Genomic DNA, 19,696 nt, shown 5'->3' with positions numbered 1-19,696 from the left:
GTATGCCGTCAGTCCCCGCCCGGCTCCCCGCGGATGATCCGGCGCAGCTCACGCCAGCGGGGGCCCAGGCGCTCCTCCCAGCCACGGTTCGTCGGCTGGTAGTAGTCGGCCCCGACGAGGTCGTCCGGGAGGAACTGCTGCTCCCCCACCCCGGCCGGCTCGTCGTGGGTGTAGTGGTACCCCTCGCCGTGCCCGAGCCGCGCGGCACCGGCATACCCCGTCCCCCGCAGGTGCGGCGGCACCGGGCCGCCCTTGCCGGCCCGCACGTCAGCGATCGCGGCGTTGACGGCGGAGTAGGCGGCGTTCGACTTCGGCGCCAGCGCGTTGTGCACCACGGCCTGGGCGAGGATGATCCGGGCCTCGGGCATCCCGATCTGGGCGACGGCGTGCAGGGCGGCGACCGCAGTCTGCAACGCGGTCGGGTCGCCCATGCCGACGTCCTCACTGGCGGCGATGAGGATCCGGCGGGCGATGAACCGTGGGTCCTCGCCGGCCTCGAGCTGGCGCGCGAGGTAGTGCAGCGCGGCGTCGACGTCCGAGCCCCGCATCGACTTGATGAAGGCGCTGGCGACGTCGTAGTGCTGGTCGCCCGCACGGTCGTAGCGGACCGCCGCCTGCGCCATGGCCTGCTCCACCTGGGCGAGCGCGATGTCGGTCACGTCGTCCTCGCGCCCGGCAGGCCGCTCGTCCGCGGCGACACCGGCGGCCGCCTCCAGCGTGGTGAGTGCGCGTCGGGCGTCCCCGCCCGCCATCCGGACGACGTGCTCCGTCGCCTCCTCCCCCAGCGTGTAGGCGCCCGCGAGACCGCGCTCGTCCGTCAGCGCGCGGGAGATGACGTCGCGCACGTCGTCGTCGTCCAGCGAGCTCAGGGTGACCAGGACGGACCGGGACAGCAGCGGCGCGATGATCGAGAAGGAGGGGTTCTCGGTCGTGGCCGCCACGAGGATCACCGTGCGGTTCTCCACGCCGGGCAGCAGGGCGTCCTGCTGGGCCTTGGTGAACCGGTGGATCTCGTCGAGGAAGAGGACGGTCTGGCGCCCGTGCAGCGACCGCTCCTGCACGGCGTGGTCCATCACCGCCCGCACGTCCTTGACCCCGGCGGTCACGGCGGACAGCTCGACGAAGGTGCGGTCGGCCGCCTGCGCCACGAGATGGGCGAGGGTGGTCTTGCCGGTGCCCGGAGGCCCCCAGAGGATCGCCGAGAGCGGCCCTGCCGCACCTGCGGCGCCCTCGATCAGGCGGCGGAGCGGAGACCCCGGTCGCAGCGCCTCCCGCTGGCCGACCACCTCGTCCAGCTGCTGCGGTCGCATCCGGACCGCGAGCGGCGCGACCAGCGCACCGCTGGCGTCGCCCGTGGTCTGGGCAGAGGTGAACAGGTCGGACACGGGTGCCAGGCTAACCCCGTGGACCGACTGACCCGGCACGCCGACCTGCTGGCGCTCTCCGGCGGTGACCCCTGGGTGCGGTGGGCGCTGCCGGACCCGCTGCCGGGCGAGGTGTGGCTGCACCAGGGGGTGGCCCTGGTGCAGCGCACGGGTCACCGACCGGGCTTCTGGGTCGCGCCGCTGCGCGCCGGTATGCCTGCGGTCGACGAGCCCGACCGGATGGCCGCCGCGCTAGTGGCGCTGCGCGACGGGGAGCACCTCGGACGCCTCGGCTCACGATCGGTCTCCGTGCCGCAGGAGCACGCCGCGGTCGCGCACCGGGTCCTGGACCTGGGTGACGGTGGCGACTGGGAGTGGATGTGGACCACCACCCTGCCGGACGTCGACGCCCGCGAGCGCGACGTCATACCCCTCGACGACGGTCGGGACGCTGTCGAGTTGGAGGAGTTCACCCGGGCGAACAACCCGCGGGTCTGGACCGAGGTCGGGACCGGTCGGGTCCACCGCTGGGTCGGGCTGCGTGACGAGTCCGGTCAGCTGATCGCGATCGGCGGTGCCGAGCTCGAGGCCACCGGCATACCCCACCTCGCCGGGATCGTGACGGCGGTCGAGCGCCGTGGCGCGGGGCTGGCCCGGGTGGTCAGCGCGGCGCTCACCCGGTGGGCGCTGGAGGCGCACGGGGTGTGCACGCTCGGGATGTTCAGCGACAACGACGCGGCTCGTCGGCTGTATGCGGGGCTGGGCTACCGCACCGCGCGCGCCTGGCACTCGCGGATGCTCGCCCCGCGAGGCTGACGCACGTCGCCCAGTGGCCCACTCCGGTCGGCGCGGGCGGGCCAGTCCCCGACCGAACTGGGCCACTCGGCACGAGCGTCAGTCCGCCTCCTGGGGACCGAAGACCTGGCACTGGCGCCGCATGATCTCCCGCATGGACGTCCCGCGCGGCACGCCGTAGACCGTGCCCGGGAAGTCCAGTCCCTCCTGCACCTGCCACCACTCCTCCGCCTGGTCCGGCGAGAACAGCTGAGCGGGATCTCCGGACGCGATCCACCCGATCGGCACGACGCTCTCCGGCTCCAGCCTCGAGTTGACGTGCAGCACGCTGTTGATCCGCAGCTCGCTGCCCCGCCCCGCCCGGGAGCCGGGGAACATCGACACGCCGGTGGCCACGAACACCTCGTCCTCGACCACCGTGCCGTTGAGGTGCGCGTGCGGACCGACCAGCACCGCGTCGCCGATCGTCAACGGATGGTTCGCCCGCCCACGCAGCACCGCGTTCTCCATCACCAGCACGTCGGCACCGATCCGGACCGGCCCGAGGTCGCCGTGCAGCACTGCCCCGGCGAGCACCCTGCTGCCGGGGCCGATGCTGACGTCACCCGTGACCACGGCCGTGGGGGCGACCCAGGCCAACGGGTCGACGGCGCCCATGTCAGGCCGGGCTCCCCGACCCGTCGACCGCCTCGGTCGTCGCCGGCTCGGGCGTGGCATCCACGCCTGCCTCCTTGCGCTGTTCGACGGTGATGGGGGCCGGTGCTGCCGTGAGCGGGTCGAACCCGCCACCCGACTTCGGGAAGGCGATGACGTCGCGGATGGAGTCCGTCCCGGCCAGGAGCGCGACGATCCGGTCCCATCCGAAGGCGATGCCGCCGTGCGGCGGCGCTCCGAACTTGAACGCCTCGAGCAGGAAGCCGAACTTCTCCTCCGCCTGCTCGGGGGACAGTCCCATGACGCCGAAGACCCGCTCCTGCACGTCCCGTCGGTGGATACGGATCGACCCACCGCCGATCTCGTTGCCGTTGCACACCAGGTCGTAGGCATAGGCGAGGACGGCGCCCGGGTCGGACTCCAGGCTGTCGAGGAACTCGGCCTTGGGCGAGGTGAAGGCGTGGTGCACCGCGGTCCAGGCTCCCGCACCCACGGCCACGTCTCCCGCCGCGACCGCCTCGGACGCCGGCTCGAAGAGCGGCGCGTCGACGATCCACAGGAAGCTCCAGGCGTCCTCGTCGACCAGCTCGCACCGGCGGGCGATCTCCAGCCGCGCCGCGCCCAGGAGAGCCCGGGACGGCTTGGTGGCTCCGGCGGCGAAGAAGACGCAGTCACCGGGCCGCGCCCCGACGTGGGCGGCCAGACCCTCGCGCTCCGCGTCCGAGAGGTTCTTGGCGACCGGTCCGGCCAGGGTGCCGTCCTCCGCGACGGTGACATAGGCCAGGCCCTTGGCCCCGCGCTGCTTGGCCCACTCCTGCCAGGCGTCGAACTGGCGTCGCGGCTGGCTGCCACCGCCCGGCATCACGACGGCACCGACGTAGTCGGCCTGGAACACCCGGAAGGGTGTGTCGGCGAAGAAGTCGGTGCACTCGGTGAGCTCGAGGTCGAAGCGCAGGTCCGGCTTGTCGCTGCCGTAGCGCCGCATCGCCTCGGCGTAGGTCATCCGGGGGAAGGGCGTGGTCAGCTCGACCCCGATGGTGCGCCACACGGCCGCCGCGATCGCCTCGCCGAGCTCGATGACGTCGTCCTGCTCGACGAAGCTCATCTCGATGTCCAGCTGGGTGAACTCCGGCTGGCGGTCGGCGCGGAAGTCCTCGTCCCGGTAGCACCGGGCGATCTGGTAGTAGCGCTCCATCCCCGCGACCATGAGCAGCTGCTTGAACAGCTGCGGGGACTGCGGGAGCGCATACCAGCTGCCCGGCTGCAGCCGCGCCGGGACGAGGAAGTCGCGCGCGCCCTCCGGGGTCGAGCGGGTCAGGGTGGGCGTCTCGACCTCGACGAAGTCACGCTCGGCGAGCAGGTTGCGTGCCGCGGCGTTGACCTTGGACCGCAGCCTCAGGTTCGCGCCGGCCGAGCTGGCACCGGGACGGCGCAGGTCCAGGTAGCGGTGCCGCAGCCGCGCCTCCTCGCCCACGCTGACCCGCTCGTCGATCTGGAACGGCAGCGGCGCCGCCTCGCTGAGCACCTCGATCTCGGCGGCGACGACGTCGATCCCGCCGGTCGGCAGCTCGGGATTCACGTCCTTGTCGGCGCGGGCGGTCACCTCGCCGACCACCTTGACGCAGTACTCGCTGCGCAGGTCGTGGGCGGTCCCGGTGAGCACCTCGTCGCGGGCGACGACCTGCACGACGCCGCTGGCGTCGCGGAGGTCGATGAAGGCGACACCGCCGTGGTCGCGGCGTCGGGCCACCCAGCCGGTGAGGGTGACGGTCGATCCGACGTGCTCGGGGCGCAGGGCCCCGGCGTCGTGCGTGCGCAGCATGAGCGATTCCTCTCGGGTCGGTCCGCGCAGGGACGCTGCCCTGACGCGAAGGCAGCCCGGGAGGTGTGGGCGGGGGCCAGGTCGCGGTGCCACCACACCTTTGCCGAGGGGTTCCTCGGCCTCTCGTCGGTGACGCCGGACGCGCGGTGCCTCGGGTGGTCCCGCGCGGCCGGTGTATGCCGTCGCGCCGGACCCGCGGCTCGTCACGCCGCCCCGGGAACAGCGCCCAGTCTACGGGTCGGTGACCGGCGGTCAGGACCAGGAGGCGGGCCGTCGACCTGCTGGTAGAAGGACGCCGTGCCATCCTGAGGCATGGGTCGAGGGCGGGACGCGCGCGCGGTTGCGCGGGACGAGGGGCAGGCATCGGGGTATGCCTCCGGCGCGTCTTCCCCCGGCACATCACGGGGCAGCAGGCTGCCTGGTGGTCGCGCCACGGGCGCCGCACGGTGGATGCGCCCGGTCGGTGCCGTCGCCGTCACCCTTCTCTGGGTGGCCCACGTGGTGCTGTCGCTGGTGGGGGGCTTCCATATGGTCAACCTGACCCGGGCAGCTGACGACCTGTCGCACGGGAGGGTGAGCAGCGTGGCGCTCGTGCAGCAGCGACCCGGTCTGGCGGGCTCGTCGCCAACCCGGTGGTGGACGGGACAGAGTCTGAGTCCGGCACCGATGGACGAGCTGCATCTCGGCTCGACCTCCGTGGTCTACACCGTCGAGGGCTCACGCCCACGCCTGGTGGTGCCGGACCGTATCGCCCCAAGCGTGAGCAGCTGGGGGTCCTGGGTGGAGTCGGAGGTCGAGTGGATCCAGGAAGACCTGCTGACCAGCGGACTGCCGTCCACCGTCGCGGTGCACGCACAGAGCCCCGTGGTGCGGGCACACGGTCTGCTGGGGCTGGTCCTGGCCGGCGGCACGCTGGCCCTGGTGCTCTTCGGACCGGCTCCCCGGCACGGCAACCGGTGGTTCTGGTTCTGGTTGATCGGCCTGCCCGCTGGACTGGGGGCGTTGGCGTATGCCGTCTGGGAGGTCGGCGGGTGGCGGGACCACCGCGCGCCGGCGGCCGACCGGCGCTCGGGAGGCGGCTACGGATTCCTCGGTCTCCTCGGGTGGGGCTCGCTGAGCGTGATCGCGTGGCAGCTCCTCACCTGGTTGCTGGGCGCCACCGTCATACCCCTCTGAGCACAGCGCCGATGTGCTCGCCGGTGGGAGCCGGTGGAACTCAGCCCTGCTGCTGCCGCCGCGCGAGCGCCAGCACCGACAGCATGAGCGGCCCGTTGTGGACCTGCCCGGCCATGACCGCCGCGACCGCGTCGCCCAGTGTGACCCAGCCGCACCGCATACCGGCCTCCTCCCCCTCCCGCGCGTGCCGCTCCCCCTCGGGCACGTCGGTGAGGTCGGTGGCGACGAAGGTGTGGATGGTCTCGTCCAGACCGCCGGGCGACGGCGTGAAGGACACCAGGGGCTCCCACCGCTGCGCCCGCAGGTCGGCCTCCTCGGCCAGCTCCCGCCGCGCGGCCTCCACCGGCGGCTCACCCGGCACGTCCAGCAGGCCGGCCGGGATCTCCCAGTCCTCGGCGGCGATGGGGTGACGGTACTGCCGGATGACAAAGATCTCCGGCTCGCCCCGGTCCTCGCGCACGGCCAGCACCGCGACCGCCCCGGTGTGGTGGACGTACTCCCGCGTCGCCGGGCCGTCGGTCAGCCGGACGCTGTCCCGGTGGACGTTCCACACGGCGCCGCGCATCGCCACCTCGGTGCCGAGCACCTCGCGCGAGCCCGGGCGGTCGGTCAGCTCGGCGAGCGCGAGCCGCGGCGCCTCCAGCGTCATGCGCCGGGCAGCTCGTGCTGGTGCTGGCGCGGCTCGACCTCGACCAACCGCTGGCTGCGTTGCGCGTCCAGGGCGGCGGCCACCAACCCGGCGAAGAGCGGGTGCGCGTGGTCGGGGCGCGACTTGAACTCGGGGTGCGCCTGGGTGGAGACGTAGTACGGGTGCACCTCGCGGGGCAGCTCGACGAACTCCACCAGGCCGCCGTCGGGCGACTGCCCGCTCACGACCAGCCCGGCTTGGGTGAGCCGGTCCCGGAAGGCGTTGTTGACCTCGTACCGGTGCCGGTGTCGCTCGGTGACCTCGGTCTCCCCGTAGGCCTGCGCCGCCACCGACCCCTCGGTGAGCACCGCGGGGTAGGAGCCCAGCCGCATGGTCCCGCCGAGGTCCCCGGCGCCGTCGACGAAGGACTTCTGCTCCTCCATCGTGGCGATCACCGGGGCAGGGGTGTCCGGGTCGAACTCGGTGGAGCTGGCCCCGTCGATCCCGGCCACGTGCCGGGCGTGCTCGATGACCATGGCCTGCAGGCCGAGGCAGATCCCGAGCGTGGGCACCTGCCGCTCCCGCGCCCAGCGCAGGGCGCGGATCTTCCCCTCGATGCCCCGCACCCCGAAGCCGCCGGGCACCAGGATCGCGTCCACCCCGCCGAGCGCCCTCGTCGCGCCCGCCTCGGTGCGGCACTCGTCCGAGGCCACCCACCGGATCTCGACCTTCGCGTCGTGCCGGAAGCCTCCGGCCCGCATCGCCTCGGTGACGGACAGGTAGGCGTCGGGCAGGTCGACGTACTTGCCGACCAGCGCGATCTCCACCTGGTGCTCCGGCTCGTGGACCCGCTCCAGCAGGGCGTCCCAGGCCGACCAGTCGACGTCCCGGAACGGCAGCCCGAGGTGACGCACGACATACGCGTCCAGCATCTCGCGGTGCAGCACCTTCGGGATGTCGTAGATCGAGGGCGCGTCGACGGCGGCCGCCACCGCGTCGGAGTCGACGTCGCACATCATCGAGATCTTGCGCTTGATGCCGGCCGGGATCTCCCGGTCCGCCCGCAGCACCAGGGCGTCCGGCGTGATGCCGACCTGGCGGAGCGCGGCGACCGAGTGCTGCGTGGGCTTGGTCTTCAGCTCGCCGCTGGGGGCGAGGAAGGGCACGAGCGACACGTGCAGGAAGAAGGCGTTGCCCCGGCCGATGTCGTGCCGGACCTGCCGGGCGGCCTCGAGGAAGGGCAGCGACTCGATGTCGCCCACCGTGCCACCCACCTCGGTGATGATGATGTCCGGACGCTCCCCCTCGGGCCGCTCGGCCGCGGCACGCATCCGGGCCTTGATCTCGTTCGTGATGTGCGGGATCACCTGGACCGTGTCGCCGAGGTAGTCACCGCGCCGCTCCTTGGCGATGACGTCGTTGTAGATCTGCCCGGTCGTGACGTTGGACCTGCCCCAGAGGTCGGTGTTGAGGAAGCGCTCGTAGTGGCCGATGTCGAGGTCGCACTCCGCCCCGTCCTCGGTGACGAAGACCTCCCCGTGCTGGAACGGGTTCATCGTGCCCGGGTCCACGTTGATGTAGGGGTCGAGCTTCTGCATGGTGACGCGCAGTCCCCGGCTGCGCAGCAGGAACCCGAGGCTCGAGGCCGTCAGTCCCTTCCCCAGCGAGGAGGCGACGCCTCCGGTCACAAAGATGTGCTTCGTCGTCGTCTCCGCCACGGGCTTGCAGTCTACGTGACGACTCCGACGGCCGGCGCAGGGGTGGGCACCGGGCGTGGCGCGCCGTCAGCGACGAGGGCCGCGCCCCCCGGCGACGCTGCGGTATGCCTGGAGCACGGCGGCCACGGCGTCCTCCGTGGTGGGCAGCCGCGCGGCCCTGGCCCGGGCGCGCTCGGTCATGGCCGCACGGGCTGCCGGGTCGGCGAGCAGCCCGGAGACGGCGGTCGCCACCGAGGCCGCGACCTGGGTGTGGTCGCCGTCGCCGCGCACGAGCAGCCCGGCGTCGCCGAGGAGCGCGGCCGTCCCGCCGACCTCGGTGGCCACGACGGGGGCACCCGCCGCGAGGGCCTCCTGGAGCACCAGCGGCTGGCCCTCCCACACCGCCGACGAGACGACCACGTCGGCGCCCGCGAGCAGCTCGGGGATGTCGTCCCGGTGCCCGAGGAAGCGCACCTCGCCGGGCCCCTCCGCGGCCAGCGCACGCAGCGTGCGCTCCAGCGGGCCGTCCCCCGCGACGACCAGCACCGGTCGAGGGGCGGAGGCACCGACCGGCAAGGTGTGGTGCGCGCGGACCACGGCGTCGACCCGCTTCTGCGCCGCGAGCCTGCCCGCGAAGAGCACGAGCGGGACCTCCTCGTCCAGACCGAGCTCCCGATGCAGGGCGACCCGGGCACGTGCTCGGTCGCGGTCGCTCGCGGGCGCAGCGGTGGACGACGGGACGACGGCCATCGCGGTGGCCCGGGCCCCCCGTCGCCGCGCCCGGTCGGCGAGGTCCGCGGAGACGGTGAGGACGAGATCTGCCCCCTGGCACACCACCAGCTCCAGCGCGCCGTAGACGGCAGCCGCGGCGCCGGCGGGAGGAGCGTTGTGCGAGGTCACCACCAGACCCGGCCGCGAGCGGAGGAGTGCGCCGGCCACCGCGGCGGCGGCCCCGGCCCGGATGCCGTGGGCGTGCACGACGTCGGCGCCGCGGATCAGCGCACGCAGCCGGCGCTGAGCGGCCCAGACCTCCCGGGGGCCGGAGGTGCCCAGCTCGACGGCGACGACGTGCGCCCCGGTCCGCTCCATCTCGAAGTCCACCGCCACCTGGTCGGGACAGGCGACGATGACGCGGTGCCCGCGTCCGACCAGCTGCTCCGCGAGCTGGCGCACGTGCCGTCCGACCCCACCACCGACCAGGGCCGTCACGAGGAGGATCCGCACGTCAGCCACCGCCCCGTCGCCGCAGCAGCCGTGCGCGCACGAGCGCCCAGGAGTCGCGGTCCAGGGCGGCGACCAGGGCGGCGACGCCGGCCATCCCCGTCAGTCCCCGCAGTGCTCCGACCAGGATCGCGCCACCCATGCCCTCCGGGTGCAGGGGAAGGAGCTCGGCGAGGGTGACGGCGACCGCCGCGCCCGCGACGGCGACGAGGAGGGAGCGCCCGAGCCCCTGCAGGCTGGACGGGCCCCAGGCACGCCGGGTGAGGACGACGAGCACCAGTCCGGACAGCAGCATCCCCGCGCTCGAGGACAGCGCCAGCAGGAGCAGGACCCCGCTGACGCCCTCCGCGGCGGCCGGACCGGCGCCGAGGACCGCGACCAGGGCGGCCACCAGCCAGCCCGCGCCCGCTCCCGCGGCCGCCGGTCCCGGACGGTGCACGGCATACAGGGCACGGGTCAGCAGCGCGAGGAGGGCGAAGCCGACCAGGCCCGGCGCGAGGGCCGCCAGCGCCCAGGGCAGCGCCGACAGCGCCTCCCGACCCGCTCCGTCCGCTCCCGCGTCCAGGACGAGGAAGACCGTCCCGACCTCGCGTCGCGCGGCGACGAGTGCTGCCGCGCCGGCCACCGCGCTGACCGTGATGCCCAGCGCCGTGCGTCGCAGGGTCCGGCGCGCTGCGGCCGGCTCTCCCGTCAGTCGGGGGAAGGCAGCGGTGGCCAGGGGCACCACGAGCACCGCGTAGGGCAGCAGGTAGATCGTCTGGGCGTAGGTCCACACGGTCACGCCGCCGACGCCGGTGCTGTTCGCCACCAGCAGGACCACCACGGTGAAGACCTGCTGAGCCCCCACAGTCACCAGACCCGCCAGGGCCAGGGCACCGGCGATCCGACCTGTCCCGTCCGGGAAGCGGAGGGTCGGACGCCAGCGCACTCCCGCCCGGAGGGTCGGCAGGACGAGCGGGAGGCTGAGCGCCACCACGCCCAGGGTGGTGCCCCCGGCCAGCAGGACGAGGGCCTGTCCGGACAGCTCGCCCAGCGGTGCCTGCGGGTCCACCGTCGCCCCGAAGAGGAGGTAGACGGCGATGACGACCACGCTGGACAGCAGCGGCGCCACCGCCGCGGCCAGGAAACGACGGTGCGCCTGCAGCACACCGGAGAGCACGATCCCGATGCCGTAGAGCAGGATCTGCGGGGCGAAGAGCAGCAGCATCAGGCGGCCCGTCCGGGCCACGTCCTCCGGGGCGCAGGCCAGGTCGTCCGACGTGGACAGCAGCGCCGCCGAGACGGGTCCGGCGAGCGACGCGACCAGGAGGGTCAGGGGCAGCAGGATCAGGAGGGTCCAGCTCAGCAGGGCTGACGCGGTCCGGTCGGCGAGGTCGTCCTGCCCCTGCTGCAGGCGCCGGGACACCAGGGGCACCGCGACCGCCGCCAGGGCACCGCCCGCGGCCACCTCGAAGAGCACGTTCGGCACCTGGTTGACCGTCACGTAGATCTGCCCGACGCAGGTGGTGCCGACCGCCTCGGAGAAGGCCAGCCACCGGGCCAGCCCGGCCACCCTGGCGAGCAGCGTCGTCACCGCCACCACCCCCGCCGCCGCCAGCAGGCCCTGACCGAGCAGCCGGGCGCTGGGGCCGTGGTCGCTCACGGTCGGCCCCACCGGTCCAGCTCCCGCAGGACCGGCGTCGACTCGATCACCCGGGTGAAGCTGACCCGCTCGCTGACCAGCGTGAGGGCCAGCACCACCCCCAACCAGGACCATCGACCGGAGGGGGACAGGCTGCGCGCCGCAGCCACACCCAAGGCCGCACCGAGGGCGTTCGCCCCGGTGTCGCCCAGCATGGTGCGTCCGCGCAGGTCGTCCGGCAGCAGCACCGCGGTCGCGCCCAGGGCGCCGGCGGCGCTGGCCCGTCGGGCCGCGAGCGGCACGGCGACGAGGAGCCCGACCTTGAGCGCACGTCCGGGCCGCAGGTCCAGCAGGTTGGCCAGGTTGGCACCGCCGGCGACCAGACCGGCCGCCGCCAGGGTGGCCGCGCGCAGGCCGGTATGCCGGTCGAGCGCCACCGCGGAGGCCAGTCCGGCTCCGCAGAGCACCGCGATCTTGACCACGCCGGTCGTCACCTCCCCCCGGCGCAACGCACCCAGGTGGCCGCGCAGCCCCTTCACGTCCGGACGACCCCCGAGGTCGTCGAGGGCGCCCGCCGTGCCGGCCAGCAGCACCGCGCCGGCGGCAGGGGGGTCGACGGCGAGCAGCGGGAGCCCCATGCCTGCCCCCAGCGCGACCCCCTCGATGAGGGTGACCTCGCGGCCGAGGTGGTTGCGCCGGACCCACCGCTCGCCGCCGCCGGGGAGTCGGCCACGCCGGTCGGCCCACCGCACGCCGGTGGCCACTGCCGCCGCAGCGGCGCCGACCAGGATCGACGCGGGCAGGGAGCCGCTCACGGTGCCGTGGTGGCGGCGGAGTCGTCCGGGACCGGCTCGGTCGCAGCGGGCTCCGCGCCTGCGCCGGGGCCGGATGCCAGTCGCAGCGGTGGCGGGGCGGGGACGGGCGCCTCGGACCCGTCGCCGAGGCCGTAGTGGCCCGCCTCACCCTGCAGCTCCCAGGCCAGGGCCAGCACCGCGGCGGCTCGACCGCTGGCGGCCTCCAGGTCGTCGACCGTCGAGACCTCGTCGCTGAGCCGGCCGTCATCCCGGACGGCCCGCACCAACCCGTCCTGCCCACCGCCCTCGGCGAGGGCGTCCACCTCGGCGCCCGCCGAGGCGATCACCAGCGGATGCTCCAGGCCGGCGATCCCGGCCACGAGGTCCTGGCGCACCTCCAGCACCCTCTCCAGCTCGGGGTCCTCCTCGGCCAGCGCTGCCGCCGACAGCCCACCGCCCACGAGCAGGAGCACGTCCGGTGGTCGGCGGTCCGTCACCTGGGCCTGGACGTCCTGCCACGCGAGGTCGACCAGGCCCTCGTCCTGGAGGCGTTCACCGGCCGCCAGCCAGGCGCCCACCTCACCCTCGCGGTCCGCTCCGACGAGGGAGGCGGCGAGGACGGCGCCGATGGTCGGCTGGTCCCCCTCGCGTGGTTCCGGCAGGGCCAGCCGCCCGGCGAGGTCGTCGACGACGGCTTGGTCGACCTGGCCCTCCTCGAGCGAGTCGTCCACCTCGACCCGGAGCACCAGGGCCCCGCCCGCGTCCGCGACCCGGTCCTCCAGCAGGGCGACGTGGTTGCGGTCCGCCCCGGGCAGCAGCACGGTAGCGATCCTGGTCCCGTTGAGGGTGCCCGCGACCCCCCGGGGACTGAGCAGGTCCACCGCCTCGTCCTTGGCCGTGGCGTGCCTCGACTGCACCTCCAGCTGGCCGCGCAGCTCGGCGCGCTCGGTCCGCAGCTGGGCCACCTCGTCGTCCAGCGTCTCCGAGATGCCCTCGCGCAGCGGCCCGGCCCCCAGCACGATCCCGATCGCCAGGGCGATGAAGACCGCGACCAGCGAGACGAGGTGGTAGCGGAAGTCGATCACGATCAGAACAGCCCCTCGATCCAAGCCCACACGTCGTCCCATCGTACGGCCAGCACCCCGAGCAGAGCCCGTCCACCAGGGGTGACGCCGAGCGCGACCAGCAGGGCGACCAGGCCGGCCAGGATGAGCCAGACGAGCGAGACGGTCGGGATCCGGGAGCGGTAGAGCAGGCTGACCCCCTTGGCGTCCACGAGCTTGCTGCCGACGCGGAGCCGGGTGAGGAAGGTGCTCGCCATCCCCTGCCGACCCTTGTCGAGGAACTCCACCAGGGTCGCGTGGGTGCCGACCGCGACGATCAGCTCGGCGCCCAGCTCGTCCGCGATGAGCATCGCGATGTCCTCGCTCGTGCCGGGCGAGGGCAGGACGACGGCCGTGGCCCCGAGCGCTTCCACGCGCTCCAGTCCCGGCGCGCGCCCGTCACGGTAGGCGTGGACGACCAGCTCAGCCCCGCTGGTGAGCGCCGCGTCGGAGACGGAGTCCATGTCGCCGACGACGAGATCCGGGCGGTAGCCCATCTCCAGCAGCGCGTCCGCCCCTCCGTCCACCCCGATGAGGACCGGCCGCGCCTCGCGCAGGAACGGCCGCAACGTCTGCAGGTCCTCCTTGTAGTGGTACCCGCGGACCACGACGAGGGCATACCGCCCCTCGAAGTCGGTGCGCAGGGTCGGGATGCCGATGCCGTCGAGCAGCAGCTCCCGCTCCGCGCGGACGTACTCCATGGTGTTGTGCGAGAAGGCCTCGATCTGCTCGGAGAGGTTGTCCCGCGCGCGCTCCTGGCTGTCCGCGATCATCGCCGTGGTCATCCGGGTCGCCTCGGCGACGACCACGCCGTCGACCCGCACCTGCTCGCCCACCACGGTCGCGTGCGAGCCCTCCGCCAGGGTCATCACCTCCGGACCCGCCACGTCGAGCAGCGGGATCCCCGCATCCATGAGGATCTGCGGCCCCATGTTGGGGTATGCCCCGGTCGTCGACGCGGCGGCGTTGACCACCGCCACCGGCTGGCAGGCGACCAGCGCGGTCGCACTCACCTGGTCCAGGTCGGCGTGGTCGATGACGGCGATGTCGCCGGGCTGCAGACGGGAGGTCAGCCGCTTGGTGCGCGCGTCGACGCGCACCGTGCCCGTGAGGGGCAGGTCCGGGTCGGGGGTGCGGTGGTGTCGACGGCTGCTCATCCGGCGTCAATGGTCGCACGCTGGGAGAGCAGCTCCCGGGCGTGCTCGAGGGCGGCCTCGGAGTCCGCCACGCCGCCCAGCATCCGGGCGAGCTCGGCCTCCCGCGCGCTCCCCTCGACGACGGCCACGCCGCTGCTGGTCACCTGGCCGTCGGTGCTCTTGCGCACCACGAGGTGCTGGTCCGCGTGCGCGGCCACCTGCCCGAGGTGGGTCACCACGACGACCTGGGCGTGCCGGGCCAGCCGCGCGAGCCGGGCCCCGAGGTCGAGGGCGGCCGCGCCGCCGACCCCGGCGTCCACCTCGTCGAAGACGTAGGTCGGCACGGTGCCGGCGCCGCAGACCAGCTCCAGCGCCAGCATCACCCGGGACAGCTCGCCCCCGGACGCCGCTCGGGTCACCGAGCGCGGCGGGGCCCCGGGGTTGGCCGCGAGCCGGATCTCCACCGCATCCAGACCGTGCTGCGCGGCCCGCACCCGCTGCCCGTCGTCCAGCACCACGACGCCGCTCTCCGCGTCGGCGCCGGCCGGCTCCTCCCCACCCTCCGGTCGGGCCTGCCGGTGCGCCACGTCGACGCTCACCGTCGCCGAGCCCATCGCGAGGTGGGCCAGCTCCGCGGTGACCTCCCGGGCGACCCGGTCCCCCGCCTCCCGCCGGCGAGCCGTGAGCTCCACCCCGGCGGCTGCCACCTCGGCGCGCAGCTCGACGGTCCGGGCGCGCAACGCAGACACCTCGTCGTCGGACACGTCGAGCTGCTCCAGCTCCCGGGCGGACCGCGCGGCGAAGGTCAGCACCTCACGGGTGCTGCTGCCGTAGCGGCGCAAAAGGCCCCCCAGCTCGGCCCGGCGCTCGTGCACCTCGTCCAGCCGCCCCGGGTCGACCTCGACGTCAGCGGCGTAGGCCGCCAGGTCGGGCGCCAGGTCGGAGGCGAGGTAGGCCAGCTCCTTCACCCGGTCCAGCAGCCCGGCCAGGTGCGCGTCGTGCGCGGCGGCACCGGACAGTCCCGCGGTCGCGTCCGCCAGCAGCCCCGCGACGGACGGCCCGTCGGCGACACCGGTCGCGGGGTCGCCGCCGGCCAGTGCGGCGTGCGCCTCCTCCGCGGCCCGGCGCAGCTCCTCGGCGTGGGTGAGTCGGTCGGCCTCCCTCCGCAACGAGTCCTCCTCCCCCTCCGTCGGAGCCACCCGCTCGATCTCCTCCAGCGCACCCCGCAGCGCACCGACCCGGAGGGCGCGCTCGGTGGAGGTCCGGGTGAGCTCGACCAGACGCTCCCGGCTCTCCTGCCACGCCTCCCAGCACCCGGCATACCGGCGGGCCGCGGACGCCACCGCAGCACCACCCGCGGCGTCCAGCAGGACCCGGTGCTGCTCGGCGTCCCGCAGCCTCCACTGGTCGGCCTGACCGTGCACGGCCACCAGGTGCTCACCCACCTCGGCCAGGACGGAGACCGGGGCACCACGACCACCGACCGTGGCCCGCGAGCGGCCCTCGGCGGCCACCGAACGCACGAGGATCACCCCGTCCGAGGCGTCGCCGCCGGCCTCGACGACCCGGCGGGCGGCGGGGTGGTCGTCGGGCACGTCCACCTCCCCCTCGACGACCGCACGGTCGGCCCCGGCACGCACCAGCGCCGCGTCGGCACGCTCGCCGAGCAGCAGACCGAGGCCGGTGACGACCATCGTCTTCCCGGCGCCGGTCTCCCCCGTGATGACGTTCAGCCCGGGCGCCAGCTCGAGCTCGGCCTCCTGGATCACCCCGAGGTGGTGGATCCGGATCCGCCGCAGCGTCATGCGGGGTCCCGGGGCGGGTCCGCCGCCGGTCCCCGCCACCCGGAGACGGGGAGGGCGAACTTGGCGACCAGCCGGTCGGTGAACGGACCGGTCCCGAGTCGCGCGAGTCGGACGGGCGTGCTCGACCGCCGCACCTCGATGCGGGCACCCGGGGGCAGCTCCACCGTGCGTCGGCCGTCGCACCACATGACACCGGTGACGTGGCTGTGCGGGACCACCTCGACGGCCAGGCGCGTGTCGGGACCGAGGACGACGGGGCGGGCGAACAGGGCGTGCGCGGAGATCGGCACGACGAGCAACGCCTCGACGTCGGGCCACACGACGGGTCCTCCGCCGGAGAAGGCATACGCCGTCGATCCGGTGGGGGTGGACATGACCACCCCGTCGCAGCCCCAGGTGGACAAGGGTCGCCCGTCCACCTCGACGGCGAGCTCGAGCATCCGCTCGCGCGCCGACTTCTCCACGCTCGCCTCGTTGAGGGCCCAGTTGTGGCACACGACGCGGCCGTGGTGCAGGACGTCCACCTCGAGGGTCATCCGCTCCTCGACGTGGTAGTCGCGGTCCACGATGCGGGCCACGATGGCGTCGATGTCGTCGCGCTCGGCCTCGGCGAGGAACCCCACCCGGCCGAGGTTGACCCCGAGCAGCGGGGTGCCGGCCGGCCGGGCGATCTCGGCCCCCCGCAGGATCGTCCCGTCTCCCCCGAACACCACGACCAGCTCGCACCCCCCGGCGTCGACGTGCGCGGGGACCGGGCTCTTGAGCGCCACGACCTCGCTGTCCGTCACCACCTGGTGCGTCGGGTCGGCCTCGGGCACGCTCTCGACCTCGATGCCGTGCTGCGCCAGCCGGTCGGCGAAGACGGCGGCGAGCTCGGGCATGTCGGAGCGGGTCGGGTGGGTGACCAGCATGATGCGTCGGCTCATCCGTCCTCCTGTGCTCGGGCCCGCAGCAGGGTCGCGGCTTCGGCCGGCCCCGGTCCACAGCCCATCATGCCCTCCGGGCCCACGCACGGACCCGGGTGGGCGCACCGACGCAGCCGCCACAGGTACTCGACGTTGCCCGAGCCTCCGAGCAGCGGCGACCGCAGGACGTCCAGTGGCGCGAGTCCGGCGGTGCGGGCGTGCCCGTCCAGCTCGACCAGCACGCGTTCGCGCTGTGCCGCCGAGCGCACCACCCCGCCCCGGCCCAGGGCCTGCGCGCCGACCTCGAACTGCGGCTTCACCAGCAGGATGAGGTCGGCCCCGGGCAGGCTCAGGGCCGCCAGCGTCGGCAGGACGACTCGGAGCGAGATGAACGACAGGTCGCCCACCAGCAGGTCGAAGGGCCCGCCGAGGCGCTCGGCGTCCACGTCCCGGACGGATGTCCCGGAGACCTCGGTGACCCGCGGGTCGTCGGCCAGGGGTGGGGCGAGCTGGTCGTGCCCCACGTCGAGCGCCACGACCGCCGCGGCGCCGCGCTCGAGCAGGATCTGGGTGAACCCGCCTGCGGAGGCCCCCACGTCGAGGCAGCGCCGGTCACGGACCGGGATGTCGGACCAGGAGTCCACGGCGTGGGCCAGCTTGACCGCGCCGCGCCCGACCCATCCCCGGCGCACCCACTCGGACTCGGTGCCGGCACCGGAGCCGCTCACGGTCACGTCGGCGTCGTCCGGCACGGCCAGCGCCGCCTTCGTGGCCACGGTGCCGTCGACACGGACCAGTCCGTCCCTGATGACGAGCTGCGCCTGCGTGCGGCTGGCAACCAGGCCGCGTGCGACCAGGGCACGGTCCAGGCGCATGCTCAGTCGGGACGCGGCCCGGCTCCTGCCGACCCGCTCCGGTCCGGCGCGGAGGGGTCGCTGAGCCGGGCCTGCAACGCCCGGTGCGCCTGCGCCAGCGCGTCCGCGGCGGCCTCCGGTTCGTCCGAGCGCAGCGCCTCGTCGAGGTCGCGCAGCGTGGCGTCCACGTCGTCGTCGCCCGTCGTCGGGCGCGACTCGGGCTCGGGGTGCTCGGTCATGCCGCCCTCCAGAGATCTGACAGGTCCAGGATCGTGTCGGCGACCCGGTCCGGCCGCTGCTCGTGCGGTGCCGCGTCGGCCTCCGCCCGGGTGGACACGCCGGTCAGCACCAGCGCGCTGCGCAGTCCGGCCGCCCTGGCACCGGCGATGTCGGTGTCCAGCCGGTCGCCGACCATCAGGGTCGCCTCCGGGGGCAGCCCCAGCCGGCGCAGCGCCACGTCGTAGGCGGGCCGGTGCGGCTTGCCGACGACCACCGGTGAGGCGCCGGTCGCGTGCGCGACCGCCATGACCAACGAGCCGTTCCCGGGCGCCTGGCCACGCTCGGTAGGCAAGGTGGGGTCGTCGTTGGTCGCGACCCACAGCGCCCCCGCAGTGATCGCGTATGCCGCCTCCGCCAGGTCGGCGACCCCGACCCGCGGCCCGTAGCCCTGGACGACCGCCCCGATCGGGGGGACTCCCGCGCGCCGGTCGGCGTCGGCCAGGTCGGGCGGGACCAGGACGTGGAAGCCGGCAGCCTGCAGAGCCGCCGCGACGCCAGGTCCCCCCACGGCCAGGACCGCCCCCGAGGCCAGCAGGTCCGGGCGGGTGCTGGCGAGCTCCTCGGCGGCGACCTCCGACGCGGTGAGGACGTCCTGCGGGTCGGCCGGCACCCCGAGATCGGTCAGCTGGGCCGCGACGTCCTCGGGTGACCGTGACGCGTTGTTGGTCATGAACAGGACGCGGACGCCCGCCGCACGCGCCCGGGCCAGCCCCTCGACGGCACCGTCGCACGGCTCGTGCGCGCGGTAGACGACGCCGTCGAGGTCGCACAGCATCCCCTCGATCACGACGGCGGCTCCCCGCCGGTGTCGTCCTCCTCGCCGTCACCCAGGTCCACGACCCAGGCCTCGTCGCTGCGACCCAGGAGCTCCGCGGCATCGGTCTCGGCGCGGGCGTCGACCTCGGCCGCTCGCGCGAACCACTCCTGCGCCTTCTCGGTCTGGCCGTCGGCCTCCAGCGCGGCGGCATAGGCATACCGCAGCCGGGCGGCCCAGGGCTGGGTGGCGGTGCTCCTGCGAGCCAGCTCCTCGAGGTGCAGCACCCCGGCGGCGTGCTGCCCGAGGTCTCCCCGCGCCCCCGCCACCACGATCGCCAGCTCCACCTGCTCGGCCGCGGCCAGCCGCGCCGCCTCGGGCGAGGCAGCCAGCTCGAGCGCGCGCTCGGGCCGGCCCAGGCCGCGCTCCACGTCCGCCATGAGGGGCAGCAGGTGCTGCGAGCCGCTCAGTCGCCGCGCGGTCCGGAACTCCGCCAGCGCCTTGCTCCACTCGCCGCGGCGGTAGTAGACCACCCCGAGGGTCTCCCGCACGCCTGCCACGCGACCCGCCCTGCGTGCCGCGGCCTCGGCGTGCGCCAGGGCCAGGTCGAAGTCCTCGGCGTCCAGGAGGCGCCCGACCATCACCAGGTGGCCGCCGACCCCCTCGGCGTTCTCCTTGCTCAGGGTGCGCAGCTCGGTGCGCAGCGAGCGGTCCAGGCCGCCGGCATCGGCGTCCTCGGGGAGCTCCGGCTCGGGCACCCGAGGTGGCCGTCGGACGTCCGGGCGCCGCTCGGCGCGCTCGTCCGCGCCCCGGTGACCACGGCCGGTGGACCCCGCGTCCCGCCCGCGGCGCTCGCGCCGGGGGTCGGGCCGGCTGCCCGCCCGGGAGCTGCGGCGGTCGTCACGATCGGGCCTCGACGATGCCGGGCGGTCGCTGTCCACCTCGAGTCCTCTCGCTCACGCTCTGGTCGGCGACCAGTCTGTCAGGTCACGTCCATCGGTGACGGACGTGGGTATAGCGCAAGGGCCCACCCGTGTGGGTGGGCCCTTGCGGGGGTGTGGTCCGGCGGTGTCCTACTCTCCCACACT

The 19,696-nt window shown here is 74.5% G+C and carries 18 protein-coding genes; 2 read left to right on the top strand and 16 right to left on the bottom strand.

Features of this window, described 5'->3' with window-relative positions; translation table 11 throughout:
- Window positions 1-8: 8 nt before the first annotated feature.
- On the bottom strand, window positions 9-1,385 hold the full coding sequence (locus FXF60_RS00090; protein WP_151523231.1) for a replication-associated recombination protein A: 1,377 nt from the start codon (window positions 1,383-1,385) through the stop codon (window positions 9-11).
- Between the two features lie 18 nt (window positions 1,386-1,403).
- Here FXF60_RS00090 and FXF60_RS00085 point away from each other — a divergent pair, with 18 nt between their 5' ends.
- A complete protein-coding gene (locus FXF60_RS00085; RefSeq protein WP_151523230.1) occupies window positions 1,404-2,180 on the top strand; it encodes a GNAT family N-acetyltransferase in 777 nt (258 codons plus the stop codon).
- 78 nt (window positions 2,181-2,258) lie between these two features.
- Here FXF60_RS00085 and FXF60_RS00080 read toward each other — a convergent pair whose 3' ends face one another.
- Window positions 2,259-2,816 (bottom strand): gamma carbonic anhydrase family protein, encoded by a 558-nt coding sequence (locus FXF60_RS00080; RefSeq protein WP_151523229.1) that lies wholly within the window; start codon window positions 2,814-2,816, stop codon window positions 2,259-2,261.
- Between the two features lies 1 nt (window position 2,817).
- Window positions 2,818-4,635 carry an aspartate--tRNA ligase gene (gene aspS, locus FXF60_RS00075; RefSeq protein ID WP_151523228.1) on the bottom strand — a complete coding sequence of 606 codons (1,818 nt, stop codon included), beginning with the start codon at window positions 4,633-4,635 and terminating at the stop codon, window positions 2,818-2,820.
- A gap of 666 nt (window positions 4,636-5,301) precedes the next feature.
- On the opposite strand from aspS, the gene FXF60_RS00070 reads away from it, so the two are divergent.
- Window positions 5,302-5,811, top strand: coding sequence for a hypothetical protein (locus tag FXF60_RS00070; RefSeq protein WP_151523227.1), 510 nt, complete (start codon window positions 5,302-5,304; stop codon window positions 5,809-5,811).
- Between the two features lie 40 nt (window positions 5,812-5,851).
- Here FXF60_RS00070 and FXF60_RS00065 read toward each other — a convergent pair whose 3' ends face one another.
- The 13 genes from FXF60_RS00065 to FXF60_RS00005 all read right to left on the bottom strand — a co-directional run bounded on the left by FXF60_RS00065 (window position 5,852) and on the right by FXF60_RS00005 (window position 19,549).
- Complete coding sequence (locus FXF60_RS00065; RefSeq protein WP_151523226.1) at window positions 5,852-6,460, bottom strand: NUDIX domain-containing protein; 609 nt, start codon at window positions 6,458-6,460, stop codon at window positions 5,852-5,854.
- On the bottom strand, window positions 6,457-8,157 hold the full coding sequence (gene pyrG, locus FXF60_RS00060; protein WP_151523225.1) for a CTP synthase: 1,701 nt from the start codon (window positions 8,155-8,157) through the stop codon (window positions 6,457-6,459). The genes FXF60_RS00065 and pyrG overlap by 4 nt, the downstream gene beginning before the upstream one ends.
- Before the next feature lie 66 nt (window positions 8,158-8,223).
- Window positions 8,224-9,360, bottom strand: coding sequence for a glycosyltransferase family 4 protein (locus FXF60_RS00055; protein ID WP_151523573.1), 1,137 nt, complete (start codon window positions 9,358-9,360; stop codon window positions 8,224-8,226).
- 1 nt (window position 9,361) lies between these two features.
- Entirely contained in the window at window positions 9,362-11,011 is a 1,650-nt protein-coding gene (gene murJ / locus FXF60_RS00050; protein WP_151523224.1) for a murein biosynthesis integral membrane protein MurJ, read from the bottom strand.
- A complete protein-coding gene (locus FXF60_RS00045) occupies window positions 10,996-11,793 on the bottom strand; it encodes a hypothetical protein (protein WP_151523223.1) in 798 nt (265 codons plus the stop codon). The genes murJ and FXF60_RS00045 overlap by 16 nt, the downstream gene beginning before the upstream one ends.
- On the bottom strand, window positions 11,790-12,857 hold the full coding sequence (locus FXF60_RS00040; RefSeq protein ID WP_192796530.1) for a copper transporter: 1,068 nt from the start codon (window positions 12,855-12,857) through the stop codon (window positions 11,790-11,792). Before FXF60_RS00040 ends, FXF60_RS00045 begins: the two co-directional genes overlap by 4 nt.
- Before the next feature lie 2 nt (window positions 12,858-12,859).
- The gene (gene steA / locus FXF60_RS00035; protein WP_151523221.1) at window positions 12,860-14,032 is read right to left on the bottom strand and encodes a putative cytokinetic ring protein SteA; all 1,173 of its coding nucleotides are present in this window, start codon (window positions 14,030-14,032) and stop codon (window positions 12,860-12,862) included.
- Window positions 14,029-15,816: a DNA repair protein RecN gene (recN, locus tag FXF60_RS00030; protein ID WP_151523220.1), complete on the bottom strand. Its 1,788-nt coding sequence runs from the start codon at window positions 15,814-15,816 to the stop codon at window positions 14,029-14,031. The genes steA and recN overlap by 4 nt, the downstream gene beginning before the upstream one ends.
- The gene (locus FXF60_RS00025) at window positions 15,813-16,742 is read right to left on the bottom strand and encodes an NAD kinase (protein WP_151523219.1); all 930 of its coding nucleotides are present in this window, start codon (window positions 16,740-16,742) and stop codon (window positions 15,813-15,815) included. The genes recN and FXF60_RS00025 overlap by 4 nt, the downstream gene beginning before the upstream one ends.
- Window positions 16,739-17,596, bottom strand: a complete 858-nt coding sequence (locus FXF60_RS00020; RefSeq protein WP_151523218.1) for a TlyA family RNA methyltransferase — start codon at window positions 17,594-17,596, stop codon at window positions 16,739-16,741. Before FXF60_RS00020 ends, FXF60_RS00025 begins: the two co-directional genes overlap by 4 nt.
- Before the next feature lie 2 nt (window positions 17,597-17,598).
- Window positions 17,599-17,814, bottom strand: a complete 216-nt coding sequence (locus FXF60_RS00015; protein WP_151523217.1) for a hypothetical protein — start codon at window positions 17,812-17,814, stop codon at window positions 17,599-17,601.
- Window positions 17,811-18,641, bottom strand: coding sequence for an HAD-IIA family hydrolase (locus tag FXF60_RS00010; protein ID WP_151523216.1), 831 nt, complete (start codon window positions 18,639-18,641; stop codon window positions 17,811-17,813). The genes FXF60_RS00015 and FXF60_RS00010 overlap by 4 nt, the downstream gene beginning before the upstream one ends.
- Window positions 18,638-19,549, bottom strand: a complete 912-nt coding sequence (locus FXF60_RS00005) for a tetratricopeptide repeat protein (RefSeq protein WP_238335608.1) — start codon at window positions 19,547-19,549, stop codon at window positions 18,638-18,640. The genes FXF60_RS00010 and FXF60_RS00005 overlap by 4 nt, the downstream gene beginning before the upstream one ends.
- Between the last annotated feature and the right edge of the window lie 147 nt (window positions 19,550-19,696).

It is taken from the genome of Serinicoccus kebangsaanensis (assembly GCF_008919445.1).
Taxonomy (GTDB): domain Bacteria; phylum Actinomycetota; class Actinomycetes; order Actinomycetales; family Dermatophilaceae; genus Ornithinicoccus; species Ornithinicoccus kebangsaanensis.
Note: the sequence above shows the minus strand (reverse complement) of the source record. Positions and strands in the feature narration are given on the sequence as shown.